The organism is Bacteroides sp. 2_2_4 (assembly GCF_000157055.1).
Taxonomy (GTDB): domain Bacteria; phylum Bacteroidota; class Bacteroidia; order Bacteroidales; family Bacteroidaceae; genus Bacteroides; species Bacteroides ovatus.
Genome location: NZ_EQ973364.1, coordinates 59877 through 82392, shown reverse-complemented (window position 1 = coordinate 82392; position 22516 = coordinate 59877). Strand labels below are relative to the sequence as shown.

The window sequence follows — 22516 nt, the reverse complement described above, 5'->3', positions numbered from 1 at the left end:
CCTTCCGTATTTAACGTATGTTTTGTAGCCGCAAATATATTTCATTTATTTTATATAAAAAAATCCTTGATAGTCTATTTTTTGCATAAAGGTTATTAAAGAGTGACTATATAGAAAAAAATAATGTTCATCCGGTCTTTTTTTATGCTTAAATAATTTCCGAATAACAATGCAATTAAAATATTCTTGCAAGATTTATACATTTACAATTATTAACCGACTAGCTATTGCTCATTTACGAAATATTCGTAGATTTGCGAAGTATTCGTAATTAAACAACATCTCCATGGAAAAGTTAACTATACAAGAAGAAGAAGTAATGATCTACATTTGGGAGTTACAATGCTGTTTCGTAAAAGACATTGTTGCAAAGTATACGCAACCGGCACCTCCTTATACCACAGTAGCATCTATCGTAAAGAATCTCGAGCGGAAAGGATATGTCACACCGAAACGTGTGGGTAATACCTACCAATATACTCCTGCCATTCGCGAAAATGAATATAAACGCCATTTTATGAGTGGCGTAGTTCGTAACTACTTTGAGAACTCTTACAAAGAAATGGTTTCTTTCTTTGCCAAAGACCAGAAAATTTCGACCGATGATCTCAAAGATATTATCGAACTCATTGAAAAAGGAAAAGAAAATTAATAGAAAACATTCATCACCATGACTCCGGAACTAGCTTATTTTCTAAAGATAAATGTAGCGATAGCTCTGTTCTATGCATTCTATCGGTTGTTTTTCCATAAAGACACCTTCTTCCATTGGCGTAGGATGGCTTTGCTATGTTTCTTTGCCATCTCCATGCTTTATCCTTTACTGAATATTCAGGGATGGATAAAAGCTCACGAACCAATGGTGGCAATGGCAGATCTTTATGCAACCATCATCCTTCCGGAGCAAGTAGTTACTCCTTTACAAGAGCCTGCAATGAACTGGCAAGAGTTTATCATGCAGCTCGCGAAAGTTATCTATTGGAGCGGAATGTTATTACTAGCCACACGTTTCTTTGTACAACTGGGCAGCATCATCCGGTTACACTTCCAATGCTCAAAAAGCAAGATACAAGGAGTACGCGTACATCTATTAAAGAAAAAAACCGGCCCTTTTTCTTTCTTCCACTGGATATTCATACACCCACAATCACATACGGAATCTGAAATCAGTGAAATTATTACTCATGAAGAGACCCACGCCCGTCAATACCATTCGGTAGACGTGCTTATCAGCGAGATAATGTGTATCTTTTGCTGGTTCAATCCATTTATCTGGCTGATGAAACGGGAAGTCAGAAGAAACCTCGAATACATGGCAGATCACCGTGTATTAGAGACGGGGCATGATAGTAAATCATACCAGTACCATTTGTTGGGACTGGCACATCACAAGGCTGCAGCAAATTTATCAAATAGTTTCAATGTTTTACCACTCAAAAATCGTATTAAAATGATGAATAAACGAAGAACGAAAGAAATAGGAAGGACAAAATATCTGATGTTTCTTCCCTTGGCTGCTATCTTAATGATTGTCAGTAACATCGAAATGGTAGCACGTACCACTGAAAAATTTGCCAAAGAAATGATGGGACAAGCAACAAAAGAAGTTGCCATGCAAGCTGAAACTACGGATATTCCGGAACTTCCTACAGAAGATATTCAAGGAACTACACTTCCACGGGATAAGCAAGAAAAGGAAATGGTGGAAACTCAAATCAAAAGTGTACCAGATTCCGTTGTCTTCCAGGTTGTAGAAGAAATGCCGGATTTTCCGGGAGGAGTACAGGCACTGATGGACTACTTATCGAAGAACGTCAGATATCCGGCTGAAGCACATGCAATCGGTGCACAAGGACGTGTGATTGTAAGCTTTACTGTCAAAAAGGACGGAAGCATAGCCGATACGAAAGTGGAGCGAAGTGTCAATCCGTATCTCGACAAGGAAGCCATGCGTGTAATTGCCGCCATGCCCAAATGGAAACCCGGCAAACAAAGGGGGGAAGCAGTGAACGTGAAATTTACAGTTCCTGTTGCTTTCCGGCTATCTGGTCCTGAACTTCCCAAAGCAGAAGAAGTAAAGCAGTCCGACATGGATGAAGTAGTGGTGGTGGGCTATGCTGCAAAAGATGATCCAACTCCAGAGGGAGGCAGTGTAAAAGGAGAAAATGAAGACGAAGTATTCACCATGGTAGAAGTAATGCCTAAATTTCCGGGAGGACAAGCCGGTCTGTTCCAATATCTGGCTAGAAGTATCAAATATCCCGTCATCGCTCAAAAAAGTAAGGAGCAAGGCAGAGTCATCATACAGATGGTTATTAGTAAAGACGGAAGTTTGTCGAATATCAAAGTCTTACGCAGTGTATCTCCGTCACTGGATGCAGAAGCCGTACGCGTAGTGGGTAATATGCCTAAATGGGAACCAGGAATGCAAAAAGGACAACCTGTTTCTGTCAAGTATACCATTCCTATCGTATTCAGGTTACAGTAATTTCTCTCTCCGGTGCCGCCCCCTTTCCTCATCGGTGAGGAACGGGGCGTTCATCGGTGGGAAACACCTTTCTCCCCGGAGCCGGATATATCCTTCTCCAGTACAAAAAAATCATTTCTTTTTTAGTTTTTTACAAGGATAGTTATAAAAAGATCCTTATATTTGTTCGTGTAATAAAACATTATTCACATGAAAAGATTCGTATGGATTATCGGTTTGATATTCTGCATAACCTGCACCATACAAGCCAAAGACAGAGTGATCGAGCGTCCTCCTTTTCTTGCATGGAGTTCCAATAGTATTGAGGTCGATAAAATTGTCATGAGTGATACAGTGACAACAGTGTATATAAAGGCTTTCTATCATCCTAAATATTGGATAAAAATAGCTACGGGCAGTTTCCTGAAAGACAACAATGGAATGCTTTATCCCATTCGAAGAGGAGTTGGAATCACATTAGATAAAGAGTTCTGGATGCCGGAATCAGGAGAAGCGGAATTCCAATTACAATTTCCTCCCATACCCGAAAATGTAACCAGTCTGGACTTCTCGGAAGGGGATTTTGACGGAGCATATAAGATATGGGGCATACAACTGGATAAGGACGCATTCTATAAACAGAAACTTCCCAAAGAAGCAGTCGTGCACAAAATAAATAAGAAAGCGATATTGCCGACTCCTAAGTTAGTCTATGGAACTGCCACCCTTAAAGGAAAAATACTAGACTATCAAAAAGAGATGATAAAGCAAGTGAAGATGCACATAGAAAGTCCTGCACTGAATATCCACAACGAACAGAATATCATAAAAATCAAGGAGGACGGCACTTTCCTGGCGGAAGTAAAGGTTGCATCTGTCACAAGCGTAGCATTGGAATTTCCTTTTGGTTGGATTGAATGTCTGATAGCTCCCAATGAAGAGACATCACTCATTATAAATACAAAGGAACTTTGCCGCAGACAAGCACATCTACAAAGAAAAGATAAAACGTATGGAGAGCCTGTATACTTCAATGGTTATCTGGCTAGCCTACAACAAGAATTAGCTTCAGTAGATATAGATATTGTATTAAAAAGCGTTTATTACATGGATATGTACAATGACATTGTCGGGAAAAGTGCAGATGAATATAAAGCTTATGTACTTGAGCGCCTTCCATCCGTTCGAAAAGAAATTGCGCAATCCCCATACAGCAATGCGTGCAAAGAGCTATTAAATATCCTGGTAGATCTGGAAGCGACTGGCAAAATCGCCATGACAGAGAGAGAACTAAAATCTGCATATATTGCTGTTAACAAACTGAATAGAGAACAGACAGACGATTATTTTTATAATACCCACATCGATACTCCCAAAGGCTACTATGACATACTGAAGGAATTCAGTTCTATCAACACTCTTAAAGCTTTATACGGCAAATATTACGCGTCAACGATATATTTAATAAACTTTCTGCCGAATTCTTTAGATGTACTTAAAGAGACACTAAGAACGGGACAGGGACCTCTATTCGATAACATTAAATTTAATAAGCTATATCAATCCATTAAGGATTTTACCCCGTTAACAGCAGAACAGAATGTTGAATTAAAGACTTTTTCTTCCCCGGTATATGCAGAGATGCTTACTCAAGTTAACAAAGAGATAATAAAAAAGATAGAATTAAACAAAAGAAAGACAGGCTTCACTGTTAACGAGACTGGACAAGTCTCCAATGAAGATTTATTCCCATCCATTATCTCTAAATTCCGGGGACACACACTGTTAGTTGATTTTTGGGCAACATGGTGTGGCCCTTGTCGCACAGCTAATAAAGCCATCACCCCAATGAAAGAGGAATTAAAAGACAAGGATATTATCTACCTCTACATCACAGGCGAAACTTCCCCCAAAGGTACCTGGGAGAACATGATTACCGATATTCATGGTGAGCATTTCCGTGTGACAAATGAGCAATGGAGCTTTCTAATGTCCAACTTCAATATCCGAGGAGTTCCCACTTATTTTGTTGTTGATCCGGAGGGTAATATCACCTTCAAACAAACTGGATTTCCCGGAGTAGACACCATGAAAAAAGAACTCATGAAAGCTTTGAATAAATAATTCAAACGTAAAAAATAGATCAAGCAGAAATCGTTGTTGATATACGCCATAAATAAATGCAAGACCCCTGATTGATATAGAAAAAATAGTGACGGTATATGCTTAGGATAGTGACGGTATCGTTGTCATATACCGTCACTATTTATATTGGATAGCGTCACTATTTTGTAGAAGAGAATCCGCCAACAACGGATTCTATATGATCCTAATAAATAAACGAGCCTCCATAGTCTTTGAAAAGACTACAGAGGCTCGCTCTATATCCTATGGATAACTTACTGCAAAGCTATCCAACTCCAGATTCCATTTATTTATGCATTTCCACGATTTGAGTCGGAGCCATCTCTACATTCCGGCGATCTACCTGACGAACAACACTGGCAGCCAGGGATAAGAAAGCGCGTCCGGTCACGGAGTCTTCATCCAACGCAACGGGAGTACCATTATCTCCTCCTTCACAGATGCTTTGCACGATAGGAATCTGCCCCAACAAAGGAACATTCATTTCTTCAGCCAGTTTCTTGGCACCTTCTTTACCAAAGATATAGTATTTATTCTCGGGTAGTTCAGCGGGAGTAAACCAAGCCATATTCTCAACCAAACCGAGAATAGGTACATTTACCTTATCGTTGGTGAACATATTGATTCCCTTACGGGCATCTGCCAAAGCAACCGCTTGCGGAGTGCTGACAACAATCGCTCCTGTCATGGCTAATGTTTGAACAACCGTCAAATGAATGTCACTGGTTCCGGGAGGAAGGTCTATCAGGAAATAATCCAAATCTCCCCAGGCTGCATCAGCTATCAACTGTTTCAACGCATTACTTGCCATTCCGCCACGCCACAAAGTTGCCTGATCCGGATCGACAAAGAAACCGATAGACAATAATTTCACGCCATACTTCTCTACCGGAATAATCATGTCACGACCATCTATACGTTCAGCATAGGGGCGTGCATCCTCCACCTGAAACATCTTAGGCATGGAAGGACCGAAAATATCAGCATCGAGCAAGCCAACCTTATAGCCTAATTTAGCCAAAGCAACTGCCAAGTTCGCAGACACCGTAGACTTACCTACTCCACCTTTACCGGAAGATATACCGACTATATTCTTCACTTGTGGAAGGAGCTTGCCAACTTCCGGACGAGCGGCTTGCTTACTCTCTGCTGTGATTGTTACCTGCACATCAGGAGAGACATACGTATGAATAGCTGTTTCCGCAGCTTTCAACATTGATTTCATAAACGGATCAGTCGGTTTCTCAAAGATCAATGAAAAGCTGACAGTCATACCATCAATACGGAGATTATCGGCAACCATCTCCGCTTCCACCAAATTCTTTCCCGTACCGGGATAACGCACCGTTGCCAATGCATCCAATATCAATTTAGGATAGAGAGTCATTTTATTTACTATTTGACGATTTACAAATTACTATTTAAAGTCACTATTCAGATGGCTGCCGGTTCACTTTAGGGTGATTGTCCCAGCAAGCTATTTGCTTGTACTTAGACCGCTACGCTTGCTGCGGTTGTAGCTACGATAGGGATCAAGCTCTATTTCTACATCCGGCTCTTGCAGTTTACCTTCCTGCGGAAGCCGGAATTTGATATACTTTATATCTAAACCACGATCCAGCCATTGTTGTTCATAATAGGTTTTAATACCGAGAATATTATCTACCAGATCAGAATGATATAAATCTTCAGTCATAAACTCAACCGGAAGTTTGTTCGCCTCAATCATGTATTTTGTATAGGTAAACATAAAGTTGCTGTCCGTTTTCAGGTGGATAATACCATTCGGTTGCAAAAATTTGCGATACCTTTCCATAAAATAGGTAGAAGTCAGTCGCTTGGTTGCTTTCTTCATTTGCGGGTCAGAGAAGGTAAGCCATATTTCACTCACTTCGCCTTCAGCAAAAAAACGCTCGATGATTTCAATATTGGTACGCAGGAAAGCGACATTCTTCATTCCGACCTGTAATGACTCCGTTGCTCCCGTCCACATACGGGCGCCTTTTATATCCACTGCTATAAAGTTCTTTTCGGGAAACATCTTACCCAGGCCAACAGTATACTCACCACGTCCGCAACCCAACTCGAGCACAATCGGATGATCGTTTTTAAAAAACTCCTTGTGCCATTTCCCTTTCATGCCAAAAGGCACGTTATCTACCGCCGAATAAGGATATTCGAACACGTGCGGATAACTCGCCATATCGGCAAACTTTTCTAATTTATTCTTTCCCATATCAATCCTGATTAGGTCGCAAAGGTACTGATTTTGAAGCAACCGACAAAAAGAAATGGAGCACAGATTTCTCTATGCTCCATTCTTCTATAGTACCGAATGATTCGTCTTATCAAATCTCAACATTCACTTCAACGTTTACCTCTACACTTCCACCTTGTTGGGCTTTCAAATCTTCATAGAAAGCTGCACGCGAAATAGCAACATACGGTTGCAGGAAAAGAAGTCCAATACCCAAAGTGAAAATACAAAGGATAGCCCAGCCAATGAAACTTAAATCAAGCATGAACAGCTTCATCTTGTTCCCTTCCATCATAGCCATACTTTTCTCAATAGCTGCATTGTTTTTCATTTCCGGTTCATCTTTCAAGATAAAAGATGTCATTGCATAAGAATAAGACTTAATGATACCCGGTATAACCAGCAACAGTGACCACAAAATTGTATAGACAGCCTGAAGCAACATAGTTACAAAAATACGTCCATAATCCTGAAAGCCTTCGAACAAAACACCAAAATCAATGTCTTTGCCTCTACATACGCCAAGCATTACAATAGTAAAGCCGTATGCAACCGGAAGTCCAACAAACAATGAACATAATCCGCCAATCACAGGAATAGCAGATAATCCACCGGCAATTGCTGAATAAATAAGTGCAGCAACGGCTGCCATAGGCCACTTTCCTCGAAGTGCCTCACGCGCCTGCGCACGTAGTTCTGAGTTTAGTTTTAACATAGTGAATAATATTAATTGATAAATGTGTTATTTCATAATATACAATTACTCTACAATCGTCACCCAACCATGTGTATCCGGTTCGTCGCCATACTGGATTCCACGCAACTTATTGTACAATTTCGTACAGATAGGTCCCGGCTTGCCGTCTTTAGAAATCACATAAGATTTTCCATTTTCCAAATCATCGATACGCTGAATCGGGCTGATTACTGCGGCAGTACCACAAGCACCAGCTTCTTCAAATGTTTCCAGTTCTTCTTCCGGTATCGGACGGCGTTCCACTTTGATACCCATGTCTTCTGCCAACTGCATCAAGCTCTTATTGGTAATAGAAGGTAAGATAGAAGATGATTTCGGAGTGATATAAGTATTATCCTTAATACCGAAGAAGTTGGCAGCACCACATTCATCAATATATTTTTTTTCTTTTGCATCAAGGTAGAACTCGCAGGAATAGCCCAGATCATGTGCCTTCTTGTTAGCACGAAGACTGGCTGCATAGTTACCACCCACTTTATAAATACCTGTTCCATGAGGAGCGGCACGATCGAACTCACGAATGATAACGTACGGATTGGTAGAGAAACCACCTTTGAAGTACGGACCTACCGGAGTTACGAACACTACAAACATATACTCTTCAGCAGGATGTACACCTACCTGGGCACTTGTTCCGATCAACAGCGGACGGATGTAAAGAGAAGCACCAGTTTCATAAGGAGGGATAAAACGTTCATTCAGTTTTACGACTTTCAAGATTGCTTCTTTAAACCGTTCTGTCGGAAGTTCTGCCATCAGGATTCCCTGGCAAGTAGATTGCAGACGGGCAGCGTTTTCTTCCAAACGGAAAATACGTACTTTACCATCTTTTCCACGGAATGCTTTCAGTCCTTCAAAAGCTTCCTGACCATAATGTAAACAGGTTGCCGCCATGTGCAAATTAAGGTGTTCTTCACTGCTTACCTCCAGTTCTCCCCATGCACCATTACGGAAATTGATTCTCACATTGTAATCTGTCTTCATATATCCGAACGACAGATTCGCCCAGTCTATTTCTTTCATATTGTTATGTATTAGTTTATTTTCTATGCATTGAAACGCAAAAATAACTTTTATTCTTCAGATTGCCTCTTTTCTTGCAATAATTTTTCGACTTCCCGGTCGGCTTTTGTCAGTTTATCCTTGCAAAAGGCAATAATTTCATTGGCTTCTTTTATTTTCTCACTCAAAATGTCGATATCCAGTTCGTTATTATCTATCTGGCGAACGATCTTTTCAAGACGTTCCATCGCTTGGGAATATGTTTCTTTTTTTGCTGCCACGATGATTGATATTTAATGGTTAATAATGAATGTTTTTACAAATACACGTTTGACGGATAGCTACTTTTCTACTACCGATCGAACTTCTCCTTTCGATAGCCGGGTTATCAAATGCTCTCCCGGCTTCAGTGAAGAAGCATCCGTCACCGCTTTCCCATCCTTTATCGTAATACTATATCCCCGACTCAAGAGTTTATCCGGAGAAGCGTCCGCTATTCGTTGTTGCAAAAGTTCCAACCGGTGAGATTGACGGGCCACTAATGCTTTCGTCACCTGTGACAAATCTTTCTTTGCTGCCAGCAAAGAAAAACGGGCGTCCGCAAGTTTGCGATGAACAAGATTGGGAATACGGGTTTGAAGGGTTTCCAACCTCCGTCGTTCCAGATCAAGAAGCATATAAGCTCCCTGTTGAATCCGCATAGATAATTCTTCCAGATGCTCCGCGACTTCCGCCACCTGATGAATCAGGAGTTCGGCAGCAGCCGTAGGAGTTTTCACCCGGGTATGAGCCACGGAATCAAGCACTGTATCATCGCGTTCATGCCCAATACCGGTAATAATAGGTAATGGAAATTGCGCACATGCAGCTGCCAATAGATAAGTATCAAAGCCGGACAAATCGGAAGTAGCTCCACCGCCACGAATGATGACTACTACGTCAAATTCATTGATGCGGGCATTAATACGATCCAAAGCAGCCAACACGGATTCCTCCACCTGATTTCCCTGCATTAAAGCCGGAAAAAGCTCCGTATAGAAAAAGAACCTGCCCGAATTGTGCTGCAACTGATGACAGAAATCTCCATATCCGGCCGCAGTAGCCGAAGAAATGACAGCAATACGCTGGGGAAGAATCGGTATCTCAAGCTCTTTATTCAGCGTCAACACTCCCTCCTCTTCCAACTGCAATAATATTTCCCGACGGCGACGAGCCATATCTCCCAATGTATAAGCAGGATCAATATCAAGTACCGTCAGACTATAACCGTATAGCTCATGAAACTGAACTGTTACTTTCACCAACACCTTAATGCCGGAAGTAAATAGCTGCCCTGTGGTTTCCTCAAAATAAGGTTTCAACAAGCGGTAGATATTATTCCAAATCATACCGCGTGCCTTGGCTACGAGATTGTTGCTGCGAGGATCTTTCTGCACGAATTCCAGATAACAATGCCCTGTCGTATTGGAACGGACATCGCTCAACTCTGCCTGTATCCAATATTCATCGGGCAGGCATTGCTCCAGACTACGGCGCACGAGTGCATTCAGTTCTAAAAGAGAAAGCCTCTCCCCACCCTCTCCCAAAGAGGGTGAGTCAGATTGCTTCAACTTGTTTATAGCGTTTATCATACAACAGTCACCTTATTTCTTTTCCTTGGAAGAAGAGTTTAGATAAGCCTTCCACAAATCAGGAATACCATATCCATATATGTTATCCGGGAAATCGGCTCTATCCCCCGATTGACGTACCAAATCAATAATCTGCTTCGCTGTCAGCTTCGGACAAGCCTGCCACAGACAAGCTACCATACCGCACATAATCGGAGAAGAAAAAGAAGTTCCGTTGGCACGGCGAAGATTACCATCCGTTCCCATCACATCCGAATTCAGACCGACAGCCACTACATCCGGTTTCACACGTCCGTCAGCCGTATTCCCAACAGAAGAAAACGGCGCCAATTCTCCCCTTTTATTGACAGCTCCTACCGTTATTATATTCTCTGCGTCTCCCGGAGGAGTAATCTTCTTCCACGAACCTGCACCCGAATTTCCAGCGCTACAAACAACGACCATTCCTTTATCGGCTGCCTTCGCAGCTTCACGAGACATCAACGCATAATGACCATTCAAGTCACGATATCTATAATTCTTCGCAGGATCATCAAATGAGTAATATCCAAGCGATGTATTCACCAAATCCACTCCTACACTATCCGCAAACTCAATGGCTGCCGCCCAGTAATCCTGTTCTACCAGATTCTCCGAATATTCGTCCTCGCTACGCAACAACCAATAAGAAGCTTCAGGAGCTGTGCCAATCATCACATGCGGCTGATTCATGGCCATACAGGACAATACAGACATTCCATGACTGCTTTCCGCATAAATATCTGCCTCCGGATTCACAAAGTCACGCACCCCGAGAATATGAATATTTTTCATGGCGTCAATCTTATCTACATTATGGAATCCGGCATCAATCACGGCAATGGTCATTCCCTGTCCCTTAAAGCCCGCATCATGCAGAAGATCAACACGACTCATTGCCGCCTGTGTTATTGCAGGACCGTAAAGGCTATCGGTACGTACCGGTTTATTTATTAGCGAATCTCTTTGAAAGGCTCTTTGTGTGATACCTTTCCACACTCTTTCCGTGGAATGTACAAAAGGTAACTTTGCTATTTCGTCAATCAGAGTACTATCATTACAAGAAACAGTAACAAAATTATCCCATTTCCCCGTCACAAGTACATGAACCCCCGTCTTCCGTATAGCATCTACATATTTCTTGCAGACCGGCAAATCAGTGGAATCAATGGGTAATCCTTGTTTCTTTCTCCGTTCTATAGATTTCTTAGACAAATACTTTTCCGGTTTCTGCAAAGAATAGTCCGTAGCCGCTTTGTCTTTCAGACTAATCCGGTATTTTAAGGTATCTCCCGGAGTAAACTGGGCAAACACACCCAAATACATATTTAAAGCGAGAATCAATACTATAAACTTCTTCATAAGTTATCTTTCTATTTTAATCAATCATAATTCTTCATTTTCCATAATCACCAGCCCGATTCCTCTTTGGGAAGCAATGAAAGCTCCTCCCAGCACCCGTTTTCCATCATAAAACACAGCTGATTGTCCGGGAGCAATGGCCGAAGCTATTTCAAGGAAACGTATCAACAAACGTCCGTCTTCCAATCTTTTCACCCGGCAAGGAATCGGACGACTGCGATAACGAATCCGTACCGTCAGATTCTCACATCCGAACAATTCCCGTTCATCCACCATTTTATCCTGCTCCGCCAACATGTATTCAGTTTCCAGTTGGTCGGCATTTCCAAGCATCACCGTATTTTTCTGCGGATTGATTTTCAACACATAAGCAGGCTTTCCTAAAGCGATCTCCAATCCTTTTCGTTGCCCAATCGTATAATAAGGTGCTCCTTTATGCTTCCCAAGCTTCACTCCTTCAGAGTTGACAAACCATCCCGGTCCAATTTCACTATCCAGTTCGGGGCACTGCTCACGAAGAAATTCACGGTAATCCCCCTTGATAAAGCAGACTTCCATACTTTCTCCTTCTTTCGACTTTGCTTCATATCCTTTCTCTGCAAGATACTCACGAACCTTCACCTTCGTATAATCTCCCAATGGGAAAATACAACGTTTCAGCACATCCTGCCCCAATCTCCAGAGAAAATACGACTGGTCTTTCTTATCATCGTCTCCGGCTACTATATAAATATTTCCGTTTTTCTCTTCCAATCGTGAATAATGTCCGGTAGCCACCCATGCACAATTCAACTTATCCGCCCACTCCGTCAAAACACGGAACTTAAACAACGGATTACACATCACGCACGGATTCGGTGTACGCCCCTGCTTATATTCGTCTATGAAGTTTTTTACGATGGTTTCTTTAAAAGGAATACGTTCATCTGCTACATAATGTTCGATCCCCATTCGTTCAGCCAACTCCCTGGCATCCTGTGGTTCATCTCCCCACACGCGCATGGTAACCCCTACAATCTCGTATCCTTGTTCCTGCAGCATCAAGCAAGTAGCGGTGCTGTCTATGCCACCACTCATACCTACCAATACTCTCTTATTTCGTTCTTCCATTCGAATTTTGAAAATTTACATGGATACAAATGTACGAGATTTCAAAGAGAAAAGTTGCTTTTCTGAAAGAAAATCCTTATATTTGAAATATACCAAAAGCGAGAACAATTATGGCTAACCCCAGATTACCGGGCATTTCCGAAAACGAGCAAGCCTTATTGTATGCCAAATTGAATGAGTACAACCGAGGCAGAGCCTCTTTTAAAGAGGTAGGAGTCTACCTGGTGGTGTTGCCCCGACCGGGGAAACCAAATTATTCCCTTTGGCTGTACTCTCCCCTGCTCGAAAAGCAATCCATTCTTTATATACATGACCTGTCACCAGACATCAACGAATCCCTGCGGATGGCCAGCACGATGTTTTATTATTCGAAGCGTTGCATCATCCTGGTAGATTACAATGAGAAAAGAATGCAGAGTAACGGTGACGATCTTATCTTCTTCGGAAAATACCGGGGACATTTTCTACATGAAATCCTCAAAATAGATCCCGCCTACCTAAGTTGGGTAGCATACAAATTCATTCCCAAAATACCGAAACAGGAACGTTTCGTCAAAATAGCACAAGCTTATCATTCCATACACCTGGATATAATGATAAGAAAATCAAGGGAGAAGCGTTCATCCAGCCGTTATCTGGGAGAATTAGGAGAAAAGCTGACAGACTTAAAATTAAAAGTCACCCGGGTAAGATTGGAAGACGATCCGTACAAAACAAGAGTGAACGGCACTACCCCACAGTTTTTTGTCAAGCAGGTACTGACTTTGACCGATGCCAGTGGAAATTTAGTCACCATGAGTATTCCATCAAAAAATCCCAGTGCGGTTTCATGCACTCTATCCGGGATAGAACATGAATACCGACTGGGAGATATTATCTACGTTGCATCGGCGAAAGTATCGCGCCGATACGAAAGCTATGGTTCAAAATACACGCGCCTTAGCCATGTGAAGTTCGCAAGCCTCAACGTTTAGTCCAATCGTCTTTGACAAAACTTGCCGGATAAGAGATTTTATCCACCACACCGTCTTTCTGACGAATCCAGGATGTGAATGTACGGGCACCCTCATCCAATACGATGATACGCGCACCATTCGGCAAATGGTTATATTCCGTATTTCCACCGGTAAAGCGTCCATAAGCCAGAAGGATATCTTTCCACATCACTGCATAGTCATTATCGTGGTCGTGTCCTACAAACATACCCATCACATCACCAGCTTCTTTCATCGCTGCAAACATTCCTGTATTCAATTTAGGCGCACAGGCTTCCTCCATACGAGTTCCACGAAGAATTGCATTTTCGCTACGGGCAGCTTCATTGTATTCAGGAAGAGGAATATGGAAAAAAGCAAGAGCCGGCAGAGGCTGTCCGCCGTTTTGCACTTTATAAGCCGCACTCTGTTGACGATACCAATTTATCTGGTCGAATGTAAGCCATGCATACCCCTTCACATCTTTCAAAGGAGAATAAGAATGAGAATCCATGCAATATAGCAAAGCAGCATCCTTCTTTAGATTGGAAGACGATTTCACTGTCAATACATAATCCGGCGATAAAACTGTTCCGCGATCAGGCAATAAATTGCTGGGAACTTGACGGATGATATCATATAACTGTTCCCGTGTCATTCCCTGTTCATTGTCATGGTTACCAAAAGTGACCACAAAAGGTAGTTTACGTTTAACTACCGGTTCCAGTACCTGCAACATTCCGGAATCCGCCGGAGCAGAATAAACAACATCACCGGTAAATATCACCAAATCCGGACGTTCGTCATCAAGCACCTGATTAATACGTTCCAGAGCTATATCTGAAGCCCGATTTCCATATTTAAAATGCACATCGGTAAATTGCACAATCTTGAATTTACCATCTTTGCTAAATTTCAGTTCACTCTTCTGAGCCATACAAAAAGTCGTTACCAATAAGAAGGCAAGTGTTAAGTAAATTTTAAAAAGACGAATCATAATTATTTGTTTTAGGGGGTTAAGAAATCTTCTCTATCAGCACAGTAGCATAAGCCGATATACCTTCTTCACGACCTGTAAAACCGAGTTTCTCGGTAGTAGTCGCCTTAATGGAAATATCATCCATATCAATCCCCATAACAGTTGCCATCGTCTCCTGCATCAAAGGAATGTGCGCTTTTAACTTCGGGCGTTCGGCACAAATAGTTGCATCGATATTGCCCACTTTATATCCTTTGGTAGCAATCAACTCCACTGTTTTTTTCAGCAGTATCTTGCTATCTATATTCTTAAATTCTCCTGCCGTATCGGGGAAATGATAGCCAATATCACGCATATTCGCCGCCCCCAACAGAGCATCGCAAACAGCATGCAATAATACATCAGCATCCGAATGCCCCAGCAATCCTTTTGTGTGTTCCAAAAGAATGCCACCCAGCCATAACTCACGACCTTCGACCAACTGATGTACGTCGAAACCAAAGCCTACTCTTATCTTCATATTTTATATAACAAATGAGTACTAATGAATAAAAAAAGATCAACGAATATAGAAATCCAGCAGTTTTTCTCCCTCCAGATAACCTTGCAAACGCTGTCCGATACTAACAGGACCTACACCCACAGGAGTCCCAGTAAAGAGCAAGTCACCAATTTTCAAAGTTACAAACTGGCTTACATAAGCGATTATATCATCTATCTTGAAAAGCATATCTGCCGTACAACCGCGCTGCACTTCCTTACCGTCGATCAACAAATGAAAGTCAAGATTCTGAATATCCTTATAGTGCTCCACCGGAACAAAAGTTCCAATAGCAGCCGACGAATCAAAACCTTTGCAAAGCTCCCAGGGATTACCCTGCTCACGGAACTTTCGCTGAAGGTCACGAGCCGTAAAGTCGATCCCTACAGTCACTGCATCATAATAACGGTTAGCAAAGCGGGGAGCTATATTTTTCCCCAATCGATTAATACGAACCACCAGCTCCGTTTCATAATGTATCTCTTTAGAAAAGTCGGGAATGAAAAACGGTTTGCCATCCTTCAGAATAGCAGAATCAGGCTTCATAAAAATCACCGGCTCCGTATTTACTAGTGTATGTCCCAGTTCTTTGTTATGCTGGGCGTAGTTCATTCCTACTGCAATAATCTTCATTATTTCTCGTTAAAATTCAATCGGTTAAACATAACAGCCAAATGAGCATATAGAGACGTATTCTGCACCACTATATTCTCGGGTACACGGATTCGGAAAGGAGTAAAGTTCCATACGGCTTTTATGCCTCCGTCTACCATCTTATCTGTAATTTCCTGAGCAATATTAATAGGTACGGTCAATACACCGATATTTACATCGTATTCTTTCATCTTTGCTTCAAAGTCATCGGAATGAAAAATAGGAATACCATTCAGGTCTTTCCCCACCAGTTCCGGATTCACATCAAAAGCAGCCACAATCTCCAGTCCGAAATGATGCAAACCAGAATCCCGAAGCAAAGCAGCCCCCAGGCTACCTACACCAAACAAGAAGGCTTTGTGCATATTGGTAAATCCAAGAAAACTCTCTAACACCTCAATCAGCGCATCAATATTGTATCCCACTCTCGTACGCCCCGAGATATTGACGTATGACAAATCCTTGGCGATTTGGGAAGCGTCAATATTTATTTCCTTAGAGATTTGTGTAGAAGAGACATACTGCTCCCCTTTTTCTTTCATTAGTTTTATATTGGACAGATACCAGGGAAGTCTGCGCAAGGTAGGCTCCGGCACTTTATCCGCCTCTTTTCGTATATAAGTGCTCATACTTCTTACAAAATTTGGTATTTTGCAAAAGTACATTATTTTTTGAGACTGACAACCCTATAACAGAAAACCTTAATAGAGATTAAACAAAACGATGAAAAGAGACTCAAATTTTGCTCTTTTCGATAAGTTTAATACTTTTGAAAAGGATTAAAAATGACAAGTATGAAAAATAATGATTGGAAAGATAGATTGAACGTTGTGTACTCCACGAATCCTGACTTCGGTTATGAAATGGATAACGATGAAGAACAGGTTACCCTCGACAAAGACAAGCAAAACCTGCGAGTTTCCATTGACAAAAAGAACCGGGGTGGTAAAGTGGTAACATTAATTACCGGATTTGTGGGTACGGATAATGATTTGAAAGAGCTAGGCAAGTTACTGAAAAGCAAATGTGGAGTAGGCGGTTCAGCTAAAGACGGAGAGATAATGGTACAAGGAGATTTCAAGACCAAGATCATAGATCTACTCATCAAAGAAGGATATACTAAAACCAAAGGTATAGGAGGTTAAATTAAATAATACAAGAAATGAGAAAAGTAATATTATTCTGTGCGGCAACACTATTCTCACTGTTGTCATTCGCACAAGAAAGTGATGCGGATATTGTAAAGGTAGGTGACAATATACCTGCCTTCACCCTTCATTCAACAGCAAACGGCACCATAAACTCTGCAGATCTAAAAGGGAAAGTTGTATTAATCAATATTTTCGCTACCTGGTGCGGCCCTTGCCAAAGCGAACTGGCTGAAGTTCAGAAAATACTCTGGCCTAAATATAAAAACAACAAGGATTTCTGTATGTTAGTGATCGGTCGCGAGCATACAGACGACCAATTAGCGGAATACAATAAAAGAAAAGGGTTTACATTTCCCCTCTACCCGGATCCCAAACGGGAAGTTACAGGTAAATTTGCCACCAAAATGATTCCCAGAAGTTATTTAATAGACAAAGAAGGAAAAGTAATATCAGCTACTACCGGCTATGAAAATGGAGCCATAAATACGCTGATGAAGCAAATAGATAAAGCATTGAAGTAGTCCCTATCCTAAGATATGCCTTAAAGAAAAAAGAGTCCGGTGCAATACCGAACCCTTTTCCCAAATTTTACATATAATAAATCTGACTTTGTAAGTAGTACTTAACAAGATTTGAATCAGATTATTCAGCTTTCAAAGTGAAACGCTTGAAGTCAACAATCTTCAGTTCAGGATCAGCAGCAGCCAACACTTCTCTTACAGTCTTCTTAGCGTCCATGATATCTTCCTGGTTCAGCAGGCAAACTTCTTTCAAGAACTTAGCCAGACGACCCTTAGCGATGTTCTGAATCATTTGTTCAGGCAAATGTGCAGCCTTTTCAGCAGAAACAGTAGCAATGATTTCTTTTGCTTTCGCTACATCTTCAGCTGTAATCCAACCTTTAGCCATATTGCTTTCCATGTGATCTTCGCTGTCTACATGAGCCGGGTTGATGTTAGCCTTCTTCAGAGCAGCTTCTACAGCCTTCTGTACCTGTTCAGCCTTTGTCTTTTCGATAGCTACTTCGATTTCTTTTTGCTTCACTTCTTCAGAAACACCATCCTCATCAATAGCGATCGGATTCATAGCAGCAATCTGCATAGCTACTTGCTTAGCCAACTGCTCGTCAACGTTCTTGTTAAAAGCAACAATCGTACAAAGACCATTTCTGTTCATGTGGTTGTAAACAGCAGTGCTTGCGCCTTCTACAGTCATGTAACCATCAAGTTCCATTTTCTCACCTGTGATACCGCTACGGTCAGTCACTGCATCCTGTACAGTACCGTTACCCATCGGCAATGCTTTTACTTCGTCCAATGTCTTGCATTTGTTAGCCACAGCAAGATCAAGAATATCCTGAGTCAGTTTCACAAAGTCAGCATTCTGAGCTACGAAGTCAGTTTCGCACTTCAAAGCAATGACAACGGCATAGTCACCAGTAGTCTTAGCCAAAACGCAACCTTCAGAAGCCTCACGTTCAGAACGCTTAGCAGCAACAGCTTGTCCTTTCTTACGGATAATCTCCATTGCCTTGTCGTAATCGCCATCAGCCTCTGTTAATGCATTCTTGCAATCCATCATACCAGCTCCGGTCATTTTGCGCAGCTTGGTAATATCAGCCATAGTTACAGCCATAATAATTTCCTTTATTTAAATGAATAATAATTTTCGAAACAAAAAATGTGCCAATCTGCCAATCAAGATGCAAGTGTATAACAATACCCTTGCACATTAGCAAATTGGCACATTTTATATATTAAGCCTCTTCGTCTTCCTTGATGAAAGCAGCAGCTTTAGCTGCGTTGATAGCTTCTTCGTCAGACTTGTCGAGTCTAGCTTTTACTGATTTCTTCTTGCCTTTGTTAGCAGGAGCTTCACCAGCTGCTTCCATGTCGATCTTTTCAGCTTTTCTTTCTTCCAAACCTTCGATCATTGCAGCGCAACAAGCATCCAGGATAACTTCTATTGATTTAGTAGCGTCATCATTAGCAGGAATTACGAAATCCACGTTTGAAGGATCAGAGTTAGTATCAACGATACCAAATACAGGGATACCCAAACGGTTAGCTTCGCGAACTGCGATATTTTCTTTCATTACGTCGATTACGAACAATGCAGACGGCAGACGAGTCAGATCAGCGATAGATCCCAAAGTCTTGTCTAATTTTGCACGTTGACGAGAAATCTGAAGAACTTCTCTCTTAGAAAGGTTAGAGTAAGTACCATCGTTAGTCAATTTATCGATAGTAGCCATTTTCTTCACAGCCTTACGGATAGTCGGGAAGTTAGTCAACATACCACCCGGCCAGCGTTCGATTACATAAGGCATATTAACAGATTGAGCTTTCTCAGCTACAACTTGTTTAGCTTGTTTTTTAGTAGCAACAAAAAGAACTTTTTTGCCAGATTTGGCAATCTGTTTCAAAGCTTCAGCAGCTTCGTCTACTTTTGCAACTGTTTTGTGGAGGTCAATGATATGAATACCATTGCGTTCCATGAAAATATAAGGAGCCATTGCAGGGTTCCACTTTCTCTTAAGGTGTCCGAAGTGGCAACCAGCCTCCAATAATGTATCAAAATTTGTTCTTGACATCTTGTTTTTTCTTTAAATCGTTTACTTTCTTTTTTGTTTTTTCTTAAACCAACCGCTGGGTAGTCTATGAGCAGAGTCCCAGTAGTTTAGATACTAAACATATTCCTCTATCAGGCAGCACATTAACGCTTGCTGAACTGGAATCTTCTACGAGCTTTCGGCTGTCCCGGTTTCTTACGTTCAACAGAACGAGGGTCACGAGTCATGAAGCCTTCTGCACGAAGAGCGGCTTTATCTTCAGCGTTCATCTTAACCAGTGCACGAGCGATTGCCAAACGCAATGCCTGAGACTGACCAGTGAAACCACCACCACACAAGTTCACCTTGATGTCATACTTCTCAGCAGCACCCAGCTTGTTCAATGGTTGTTTTACAACATACTGAAGAATAGTTGATGGAAAGTACTCTGCAAGGTCTCTCTTGTTAATAGTAATCTTTCCTGTACCTTCGCTTACGAATATGCGTGCAATAGCACGTTTACGTCTGCCTAATGCATTTACTACTTCCATTATATCTTATTTATATGAATTAATATCAATCATTTTCGGGTTCTGAGCAGCCTGTTTGTGTTCGCTACCAGCGTAAACATACAAGTTATTCAGCAATTTAGCTCCCAGGATATTCTTAGGAAGCATGCCCTTCACTACTTTTTTCAGTAATCTCTCTTCACCGTTCGGTTTTGTGATCAAACGGGCAGGAGTCATTTCTCTCTGACCACCAGGATAACCTGTATATGACAAATAAACTCTGTCATTCCATTTGTTACCAGTCAGTTTTACTTTGTCTGCATTGATGATGATAACGTTATCACCGCAGTCTACGTGAGGAGTAAAGTTTGGTTTGTACTTTCCTCTCAGCAATTTTGCAACTTTTGCTCCCAGACGGCCTAATGTTTGGTCTGTAGCGTCAACGATAACCCATTCTTTGGTTACAGTCGCTTTGTTTGCAGAAATGGTCTTGTAACTTAAAGTATCCACTCTAATTTTGTTTTTTAAATGTTACTACTAAAAATTTCTTCACCACTCATTAGTCTTCCCCGGACAAAGGAATACTAACTTGCTATGAATTAATCTCTTATCATTTTGTGATAATAATCGGCTTGCAAAAGTACGGCTTTTCTTTGAATTGGCAAACTATTTTTGTATATTTTTCCAGTCGCCTATTCTATTGAGAGTCTTCTCAATACCCGTTATTATTCATTCCATTGAGTTTCGGATTACTTTGTATCTCTTTCAGAGGGATAGGGAAAAGTTCATGTTTACCCTCCGTAAAATTCCGGTAAGCCGGATATGGTTTGTTCTCTTTCTGATTGACGGAACTGATCTCACCAAACAGTTTCAGAGCCTTTCCCAACACTCCCCAACGTATCAGATCATATTTGCGCTGTCCTTCAAAAGCCAGTTCAAAGCCGCGTTCCCAGTAGAGAGCCGTCCGGAACTTTCCTTCCGGTGTAGAGTCGTCAATGAAAGTCAGGTTATGTGTCTTTTTCCGTATGCTCATCATTTCATCATAATTCGCTTCTGTAATAGAAGTCGCTTCAGCACGTGTACGTACGCTATTCAACAAATCCCATGCTTTCTGTCTGTCCGTTCCTGTTTCATTATACGCTTCGGCAGCCATCAATACCACATCAGCATAACGCAAAGGACAATAGTTTACATCCGCATAATTGATATTCTTGTTCCATGACTCTTTCGGCATCCATTCCCGGCGCCATTTTCCCACATACCAGCTACCTGCACTTCTTTCTTCTTTTACATGCTCTTTTTTAGTACCATTCCAGGTATAACGATAGGTGCAAATAGCGACATCACGACGTTTATCGCTCGCTTCGAAGAAGTTACGCCATTCGGGGACTACTATAAAGAAACCGTTGGCACGTCCCATATACTGATTTGATTCAGATGCAGAAACTCCGGTAGGTTCCGCCACCTGCGGACCATTATAAATTCCCCATGCTCCACCGTTACGACGTCCTTGCGAATGATAGAAAGCAATCTCCCAAAGGCTCTCCTTATTATTCAGTACCCCCTGCGAGTAGCTTTTAAAGAGTGCCTCATAACCACCGTCATAAAAATCATGGTATCCTTTCTTTTCAAAAGCCTCCCACTCTTTTATCACTGCATCGAAATATTCCATCCGCTTACTTTCCTCCGGACGTTTCAACTGTCCATTCGACTGAAGGCTGTATCCTGCACGCTGCAAATATACACGCATCAGCAATGCACGGGCAGCTCCCTGTGTCACCCGTTCGGGACTGGAAGAAGCTGTGGCCCAATCCAGATTGTTCTTAGCGAAAGTAAGGTCGGATATAATCACGTCATAAATCACATCCCTGTCCACACGTTCACCAAAAGCAGATTCGTAGGATGATGAATAAGATGTTTTGAAAGGCACATCTCCCCAATATCTCACCAAATCAAATGCGAGGAAAGCACGCAGAAAGCGAGCTTCCGCTTCCAATGCTTTCAGACGGGTATTTTCTGCGTATCCTATCATGCCACAAATTCCGTCAATGGTGAGGTTAGCCCGGTCGATTCCCTCATATTTCAGTTTCCAGATACTTTCAATCCACGTATTCGTGGAGTTTAGCTGATAATGTGCAATATCGTGAACCTGATTGTCAGACTGCGTACGAGCCGTATAATAGGTATCATCCGATGCGGGAGAAGCCATTTCGTACCAACCGTAATGATTAAAGTCCGACAATGAACTATATATTCCCATCACTGCCATTTCCGCTTTATCTTCCGAATCGAAATAGCGGTCCCGGTCATATTTTGAGTTAGGTTCTTCCGTCAGCAAATCCTCGCAAGAAGAAAATCCTGTTGCCAATAGGGCGAATACGGCATATAATAGATGTATCTTTTTCATG

The 22516-nt window shown here is 41.7% G+C and carries 23 protein-coding genes; 6 read left to right on the top strand and 17 right to left on the bottom strand.

Annotated elements, in window-relative coordinates; genetic code table 11:
- The first annotated feature begins 286 nt into the window (after window positions 1-286).
- The 3 genes from BSCG_RS07875 to BSCG_RS07885 all read left to right on the top strand — a co-directional run bounded on the left by BSCG_RS07875 (window position 287) and on the right by BSCG_RS07885 (window position 4591).
- Window positions 287-652, top strand: coding sequence for a BlaI/MecI/CopY family transcriptional regulator (locus BSCG_RS07875; RefSeq protein WP_004305524.1), 366 nt, complete (start codon window positions 287-289; stop codon window positions 650-652).
- Between the two features lie 18 nt (window positions 653-670).
- Entirely contained in the window at window positions 671-2488 is a 1818-nt protein-coding gene (locus BSCG_RS07880) for a M56 family metallopeptidase (protein WP_008776702.1), read from the top strand.
- Window positions 2489-2677: 189 nt separating this feature from the next.
- A complete protein-coding gene (locus BSCG_RS07885) occupies window positions 2678-4591 on the top strand; it encodes a TlpA family protein disulfide reductase (RefSeq protein WP_008776701.1) in 1914 nt (637 codons plus the stop codon).
- 307 nt (window positions 4592-4898) lie between these two features.
- On the opposite strand, the gene BSCG_RS07890 is transcribed toward BSCG_RS07885, so the two are convergent.
- The 8 genes from BSCG_RS07890 to mnmA all read right to left on the bottom strand — a co-directional run bounded on the left by BSCG_RS07890 (window position 4899) and on the right by mnmA (window position 12749).
- Window positions 4899-5999: an Mrp/NBP35 family ATP-binding protein gene (locus tag BSCG_RS07890; RefSeq protein WP_004297220.1), complete on the bottom strand. Its 1101-nt coding sequence runs from the start codon at window positions 5997-5999 to the stop codon at window positions 4899-4901.
- A gap of 90 nt (window positions 6000-6089) precedes the next feature.
- On the bottom strand, window positions 6090-6848 hold the full coding sequence (gene trmB / locus BSCG_RS07895) for a tRNA (guanosine(46)-N7)-methyltransferase TrmB (RefSeq protein WP_008776700.1): 759 nt from the start codon (window positions 6846-6848) through the stop codon (window positions 6090-6092).
- A gap of 112 nt (window positions 6849-6960) precedes the next feature.
- On the bottom strand, window positions 6961-7584 hold the full coding sequence (locus tag BSCG_RS07900; protein ID WP_004297218.1) for a DUF975 family protein: 624 nt from the start codon (window positions 7582-7584) through the stop codon (window positions 6961-6963).
- A 45-nt stretch (window positions 7585-7629) separates the two neighbouring features.
- Window positions 7630-8661: a branched-chain amino acid aminotransferase gene (locus tag BSCG_RS07905; RefSeq protein ID WP_255299315.1), complete on the bottom strand. Its 1032-nt coding sequence runs from the start codon at window positions 8659-8661 to the stop codon at window positions 7630-7632.
- 38 nt (window positions 8662-8699) lie between these two features.
- Window positions 8700-8909 (bottom strand): exodeoxyribonuclease VII small subunit, encoded by a 210-nt coding sequence (gene xseB, locus BSCG_RS07910; RefSeq protein ID WP_004297216.1) that lies wholly within the window; start codon window positions 8907-8909, stop codon window positions 8700-8702.
- Between the two features lie 60 nt (window positions 8910-8969).
- Entirely contained in the window at window positions 8970-10259 is a 1290-nt protein-coding gene (gene xseA, locus BSCG_RS07915; protein WP_032849644.1) for an exodeoxyribonuclease VII large subunit, read from the bottom strand.
- Between the two features lie 12 nt (window positions 10260-10271).
- Window positions 10272-11639, bottom strand: coding sequence for a S8 family peptidase (locus BSCG_RS07920; protein ID WP_008776698.1), 1368 nt, complete (start codon window positions 11637-11639; stop codon window positions 10272-10274).
- 24 nt (window positions 11640-11663) lie between these two features.
- Window positions 11664-12749, bottom strand: coding sequence for a tRNA 2-thiouridine(34) synthase MnmA (gene mnmA, locus BSCG_RS07925; protein WP_008776697.1), 1086 nt, complete (start codon window positions 12747-12749; stop codon window positions 11664-11666).
- A 110-nt stretch (window positions 12750-12859) separates the two neighbouring features.
- Here mnmA and BSCG_RS07930 point away from each other — a divergent pair, with 110 nt between their 5' ends.
- Window positions 12860-13723, top strand: a complete 864-nt coding sequence (locus BSCG_RS07930; protein WP_008776696.1) for a hypothetical protein — start codon at window positions 12860-12862, stop codon at window positions 13721-13723.
- On the opposite strand, the gene BSCG_RS07935 is transcribed toward BSCG_RS07930, so the two are convergent.
- Genes BSCG_RS07935 through BSCG_RS07950 form a run of 4 tightly spaced genes read right to left on the bottom strand, consistent with a single transcriptional unit; the run spans window position 13713 to window position 16526 of the window.
- Window positions 13713-14720: a metallophosphoesterase family protein gene (locus BSCG_RS07935; protein ID WP_008776695.1), complete on the bottom strand. Its 1008-nt coding sequence runs from the start codon at window positions 14718-14720 to the stop codon at window positions 13713-13715. The two genes, BSCG_RS07930 and BSCG_RS07935, sit on opposite strands and share 11 nt — an antisense overlap.
- Before the next feature lie 19 nt (window positions 14721-14739).
- A complete protein-coding gene (gene ispF / locus BSCG_RS07940; RefSeq protein WP_004297210.1) occupies window positions 14740-15222 on the bottom strand; it encodes a 2-C-methyl-D-erythritol 2,4-cyclodiphosphate synthase in 483 nt (160 codons plus the stop codon).
- 39 nt (window positions 15223-15261) lie between these two features.
- On the bottom strand, window positions 15262-15876 hold the full coding sequence (locus BSCG_RS07945; RefSeq protein WP_008776694.1) for a fumarylacetoacetate hydrolase family protein: 615 nt from the start codon (window positions 15874-15876) through the stop codon (window positions 15262-15264).
- Window positions 15876-16526 (bottom strand): redox-sensing transcriptional repressor Rex, encoded by a 651-nt coding sequence (locus tag BSCG_RS07950; protein WP_008650453.1) that lies wholly within the window; start codon window positions 16524-16526, stop codon window positions 15876-15878. Before BSCG_RS07950 ends, BSCG_RS07945 begins: the two co-directional genes overlap by 1 nt.
- 165 nt (window positions 16527-16691) lie before the next feature.
- On the opposite strand from BSCG_RS07950, the gene BSCG_RS07955 reads away from it, so the two are divergent.
- Both BSCG_RS07955 and BSCG_RS07960 read left to right on the top strand, forming a co-directional pair.
- On the top strand, window positions 16692-17042 hold the full coding sequence (locus BSCG_RS07955) for a translation initiation factor (RefSeq protein WP_004305562.1): 351 nt from the start codon (window positions 16692-16694) through the stop codon (window positions 17040-17042).
- A gap of 17 nt (window positions 17043-17059) precedes the next feature.
- A complete protein-coding gene (locus BSCG_RS07960; protein WP_008776693.1) occupies window positions 17060-17569 on the top strand; it encodes a TlpA family protein disulfide reductase in 510 nt (169 codons plus the stop codon).
- Window positions 17570-17690: 121 nt separating this feature from the next.
- On the opposite strand, the gene tsf is transcribed toward BSCG_RS07960, so the two are convergent.
- The 5 genes from tsf to BSCG_RS07985 all read right to left on the bottom strand — a co-directional run bounded on the left by tsf (window position 17691) and on the right by BSCG_RS07985 (window position 22515).
- Window positions 17691-18683, bottom strand: coding sequence for a translation elongation factor Ts (gene tsf / locus BSCG_RS07965; protein ID WP_004305564.1), 993 nt, complete (start codon window positions 18681-18683; stop codon window positions 17691-17693).
- A 121-nt stretch (window positions 18684-18804) separates the two neighbouring features.
- Window positions 18805-19641 carry a 30S ribosomal protein S2 gene (gene rpsB, locus BSCG_RS07970; protein ID WP_004305566.1) on the bottom strand — a complete coding sequence of 279 codons (837 nt, stop codon included), beginning with the start codon at window positions 19639-19641 and terminating at the stop codon, window positions 18805-18807.
- Window positions 19642-19763: 122 nt separating this feature from the next.
- Window positions 19764-20150, bottom strand: coding sequence for a 30S ribosomal protein S9 (gene rpsI, locus BSCG_RS07975; protein WP_004297203.1), 387 nt, complete (start codon window positions 20148-20150; stop codon window positions 19764-19766).
- 6 nt (window positions 20151-20156) lie between these two features.
- Window positions 20157-20618, bottom strand: coding sequence for a 50S ribosomal protein L13 (gene rplM, locus BSCG_RS07980; RefSeq protein WP_004297202.1), 462 nt, complete (start codon window positions 20616-20618; stop codon window positions 20157-20159).
- 202 nt (window positions 20619-20820) lie between these two features.
- The gene (locus BSCG_RS07985; RefSeq protein WP_008776692.1) at window positions 20821-22515 is read right to left on the bottom strand and encodes a RagB/SusD family nutrient uptake outer membrane protein; all 1695 of its coding nucleotides are present in this window, start codon (window positions 22513-22515) and stop codon (window positions 20821-20823) included.
- Window position 22516 lies beyond the last annotated feature (1 nt).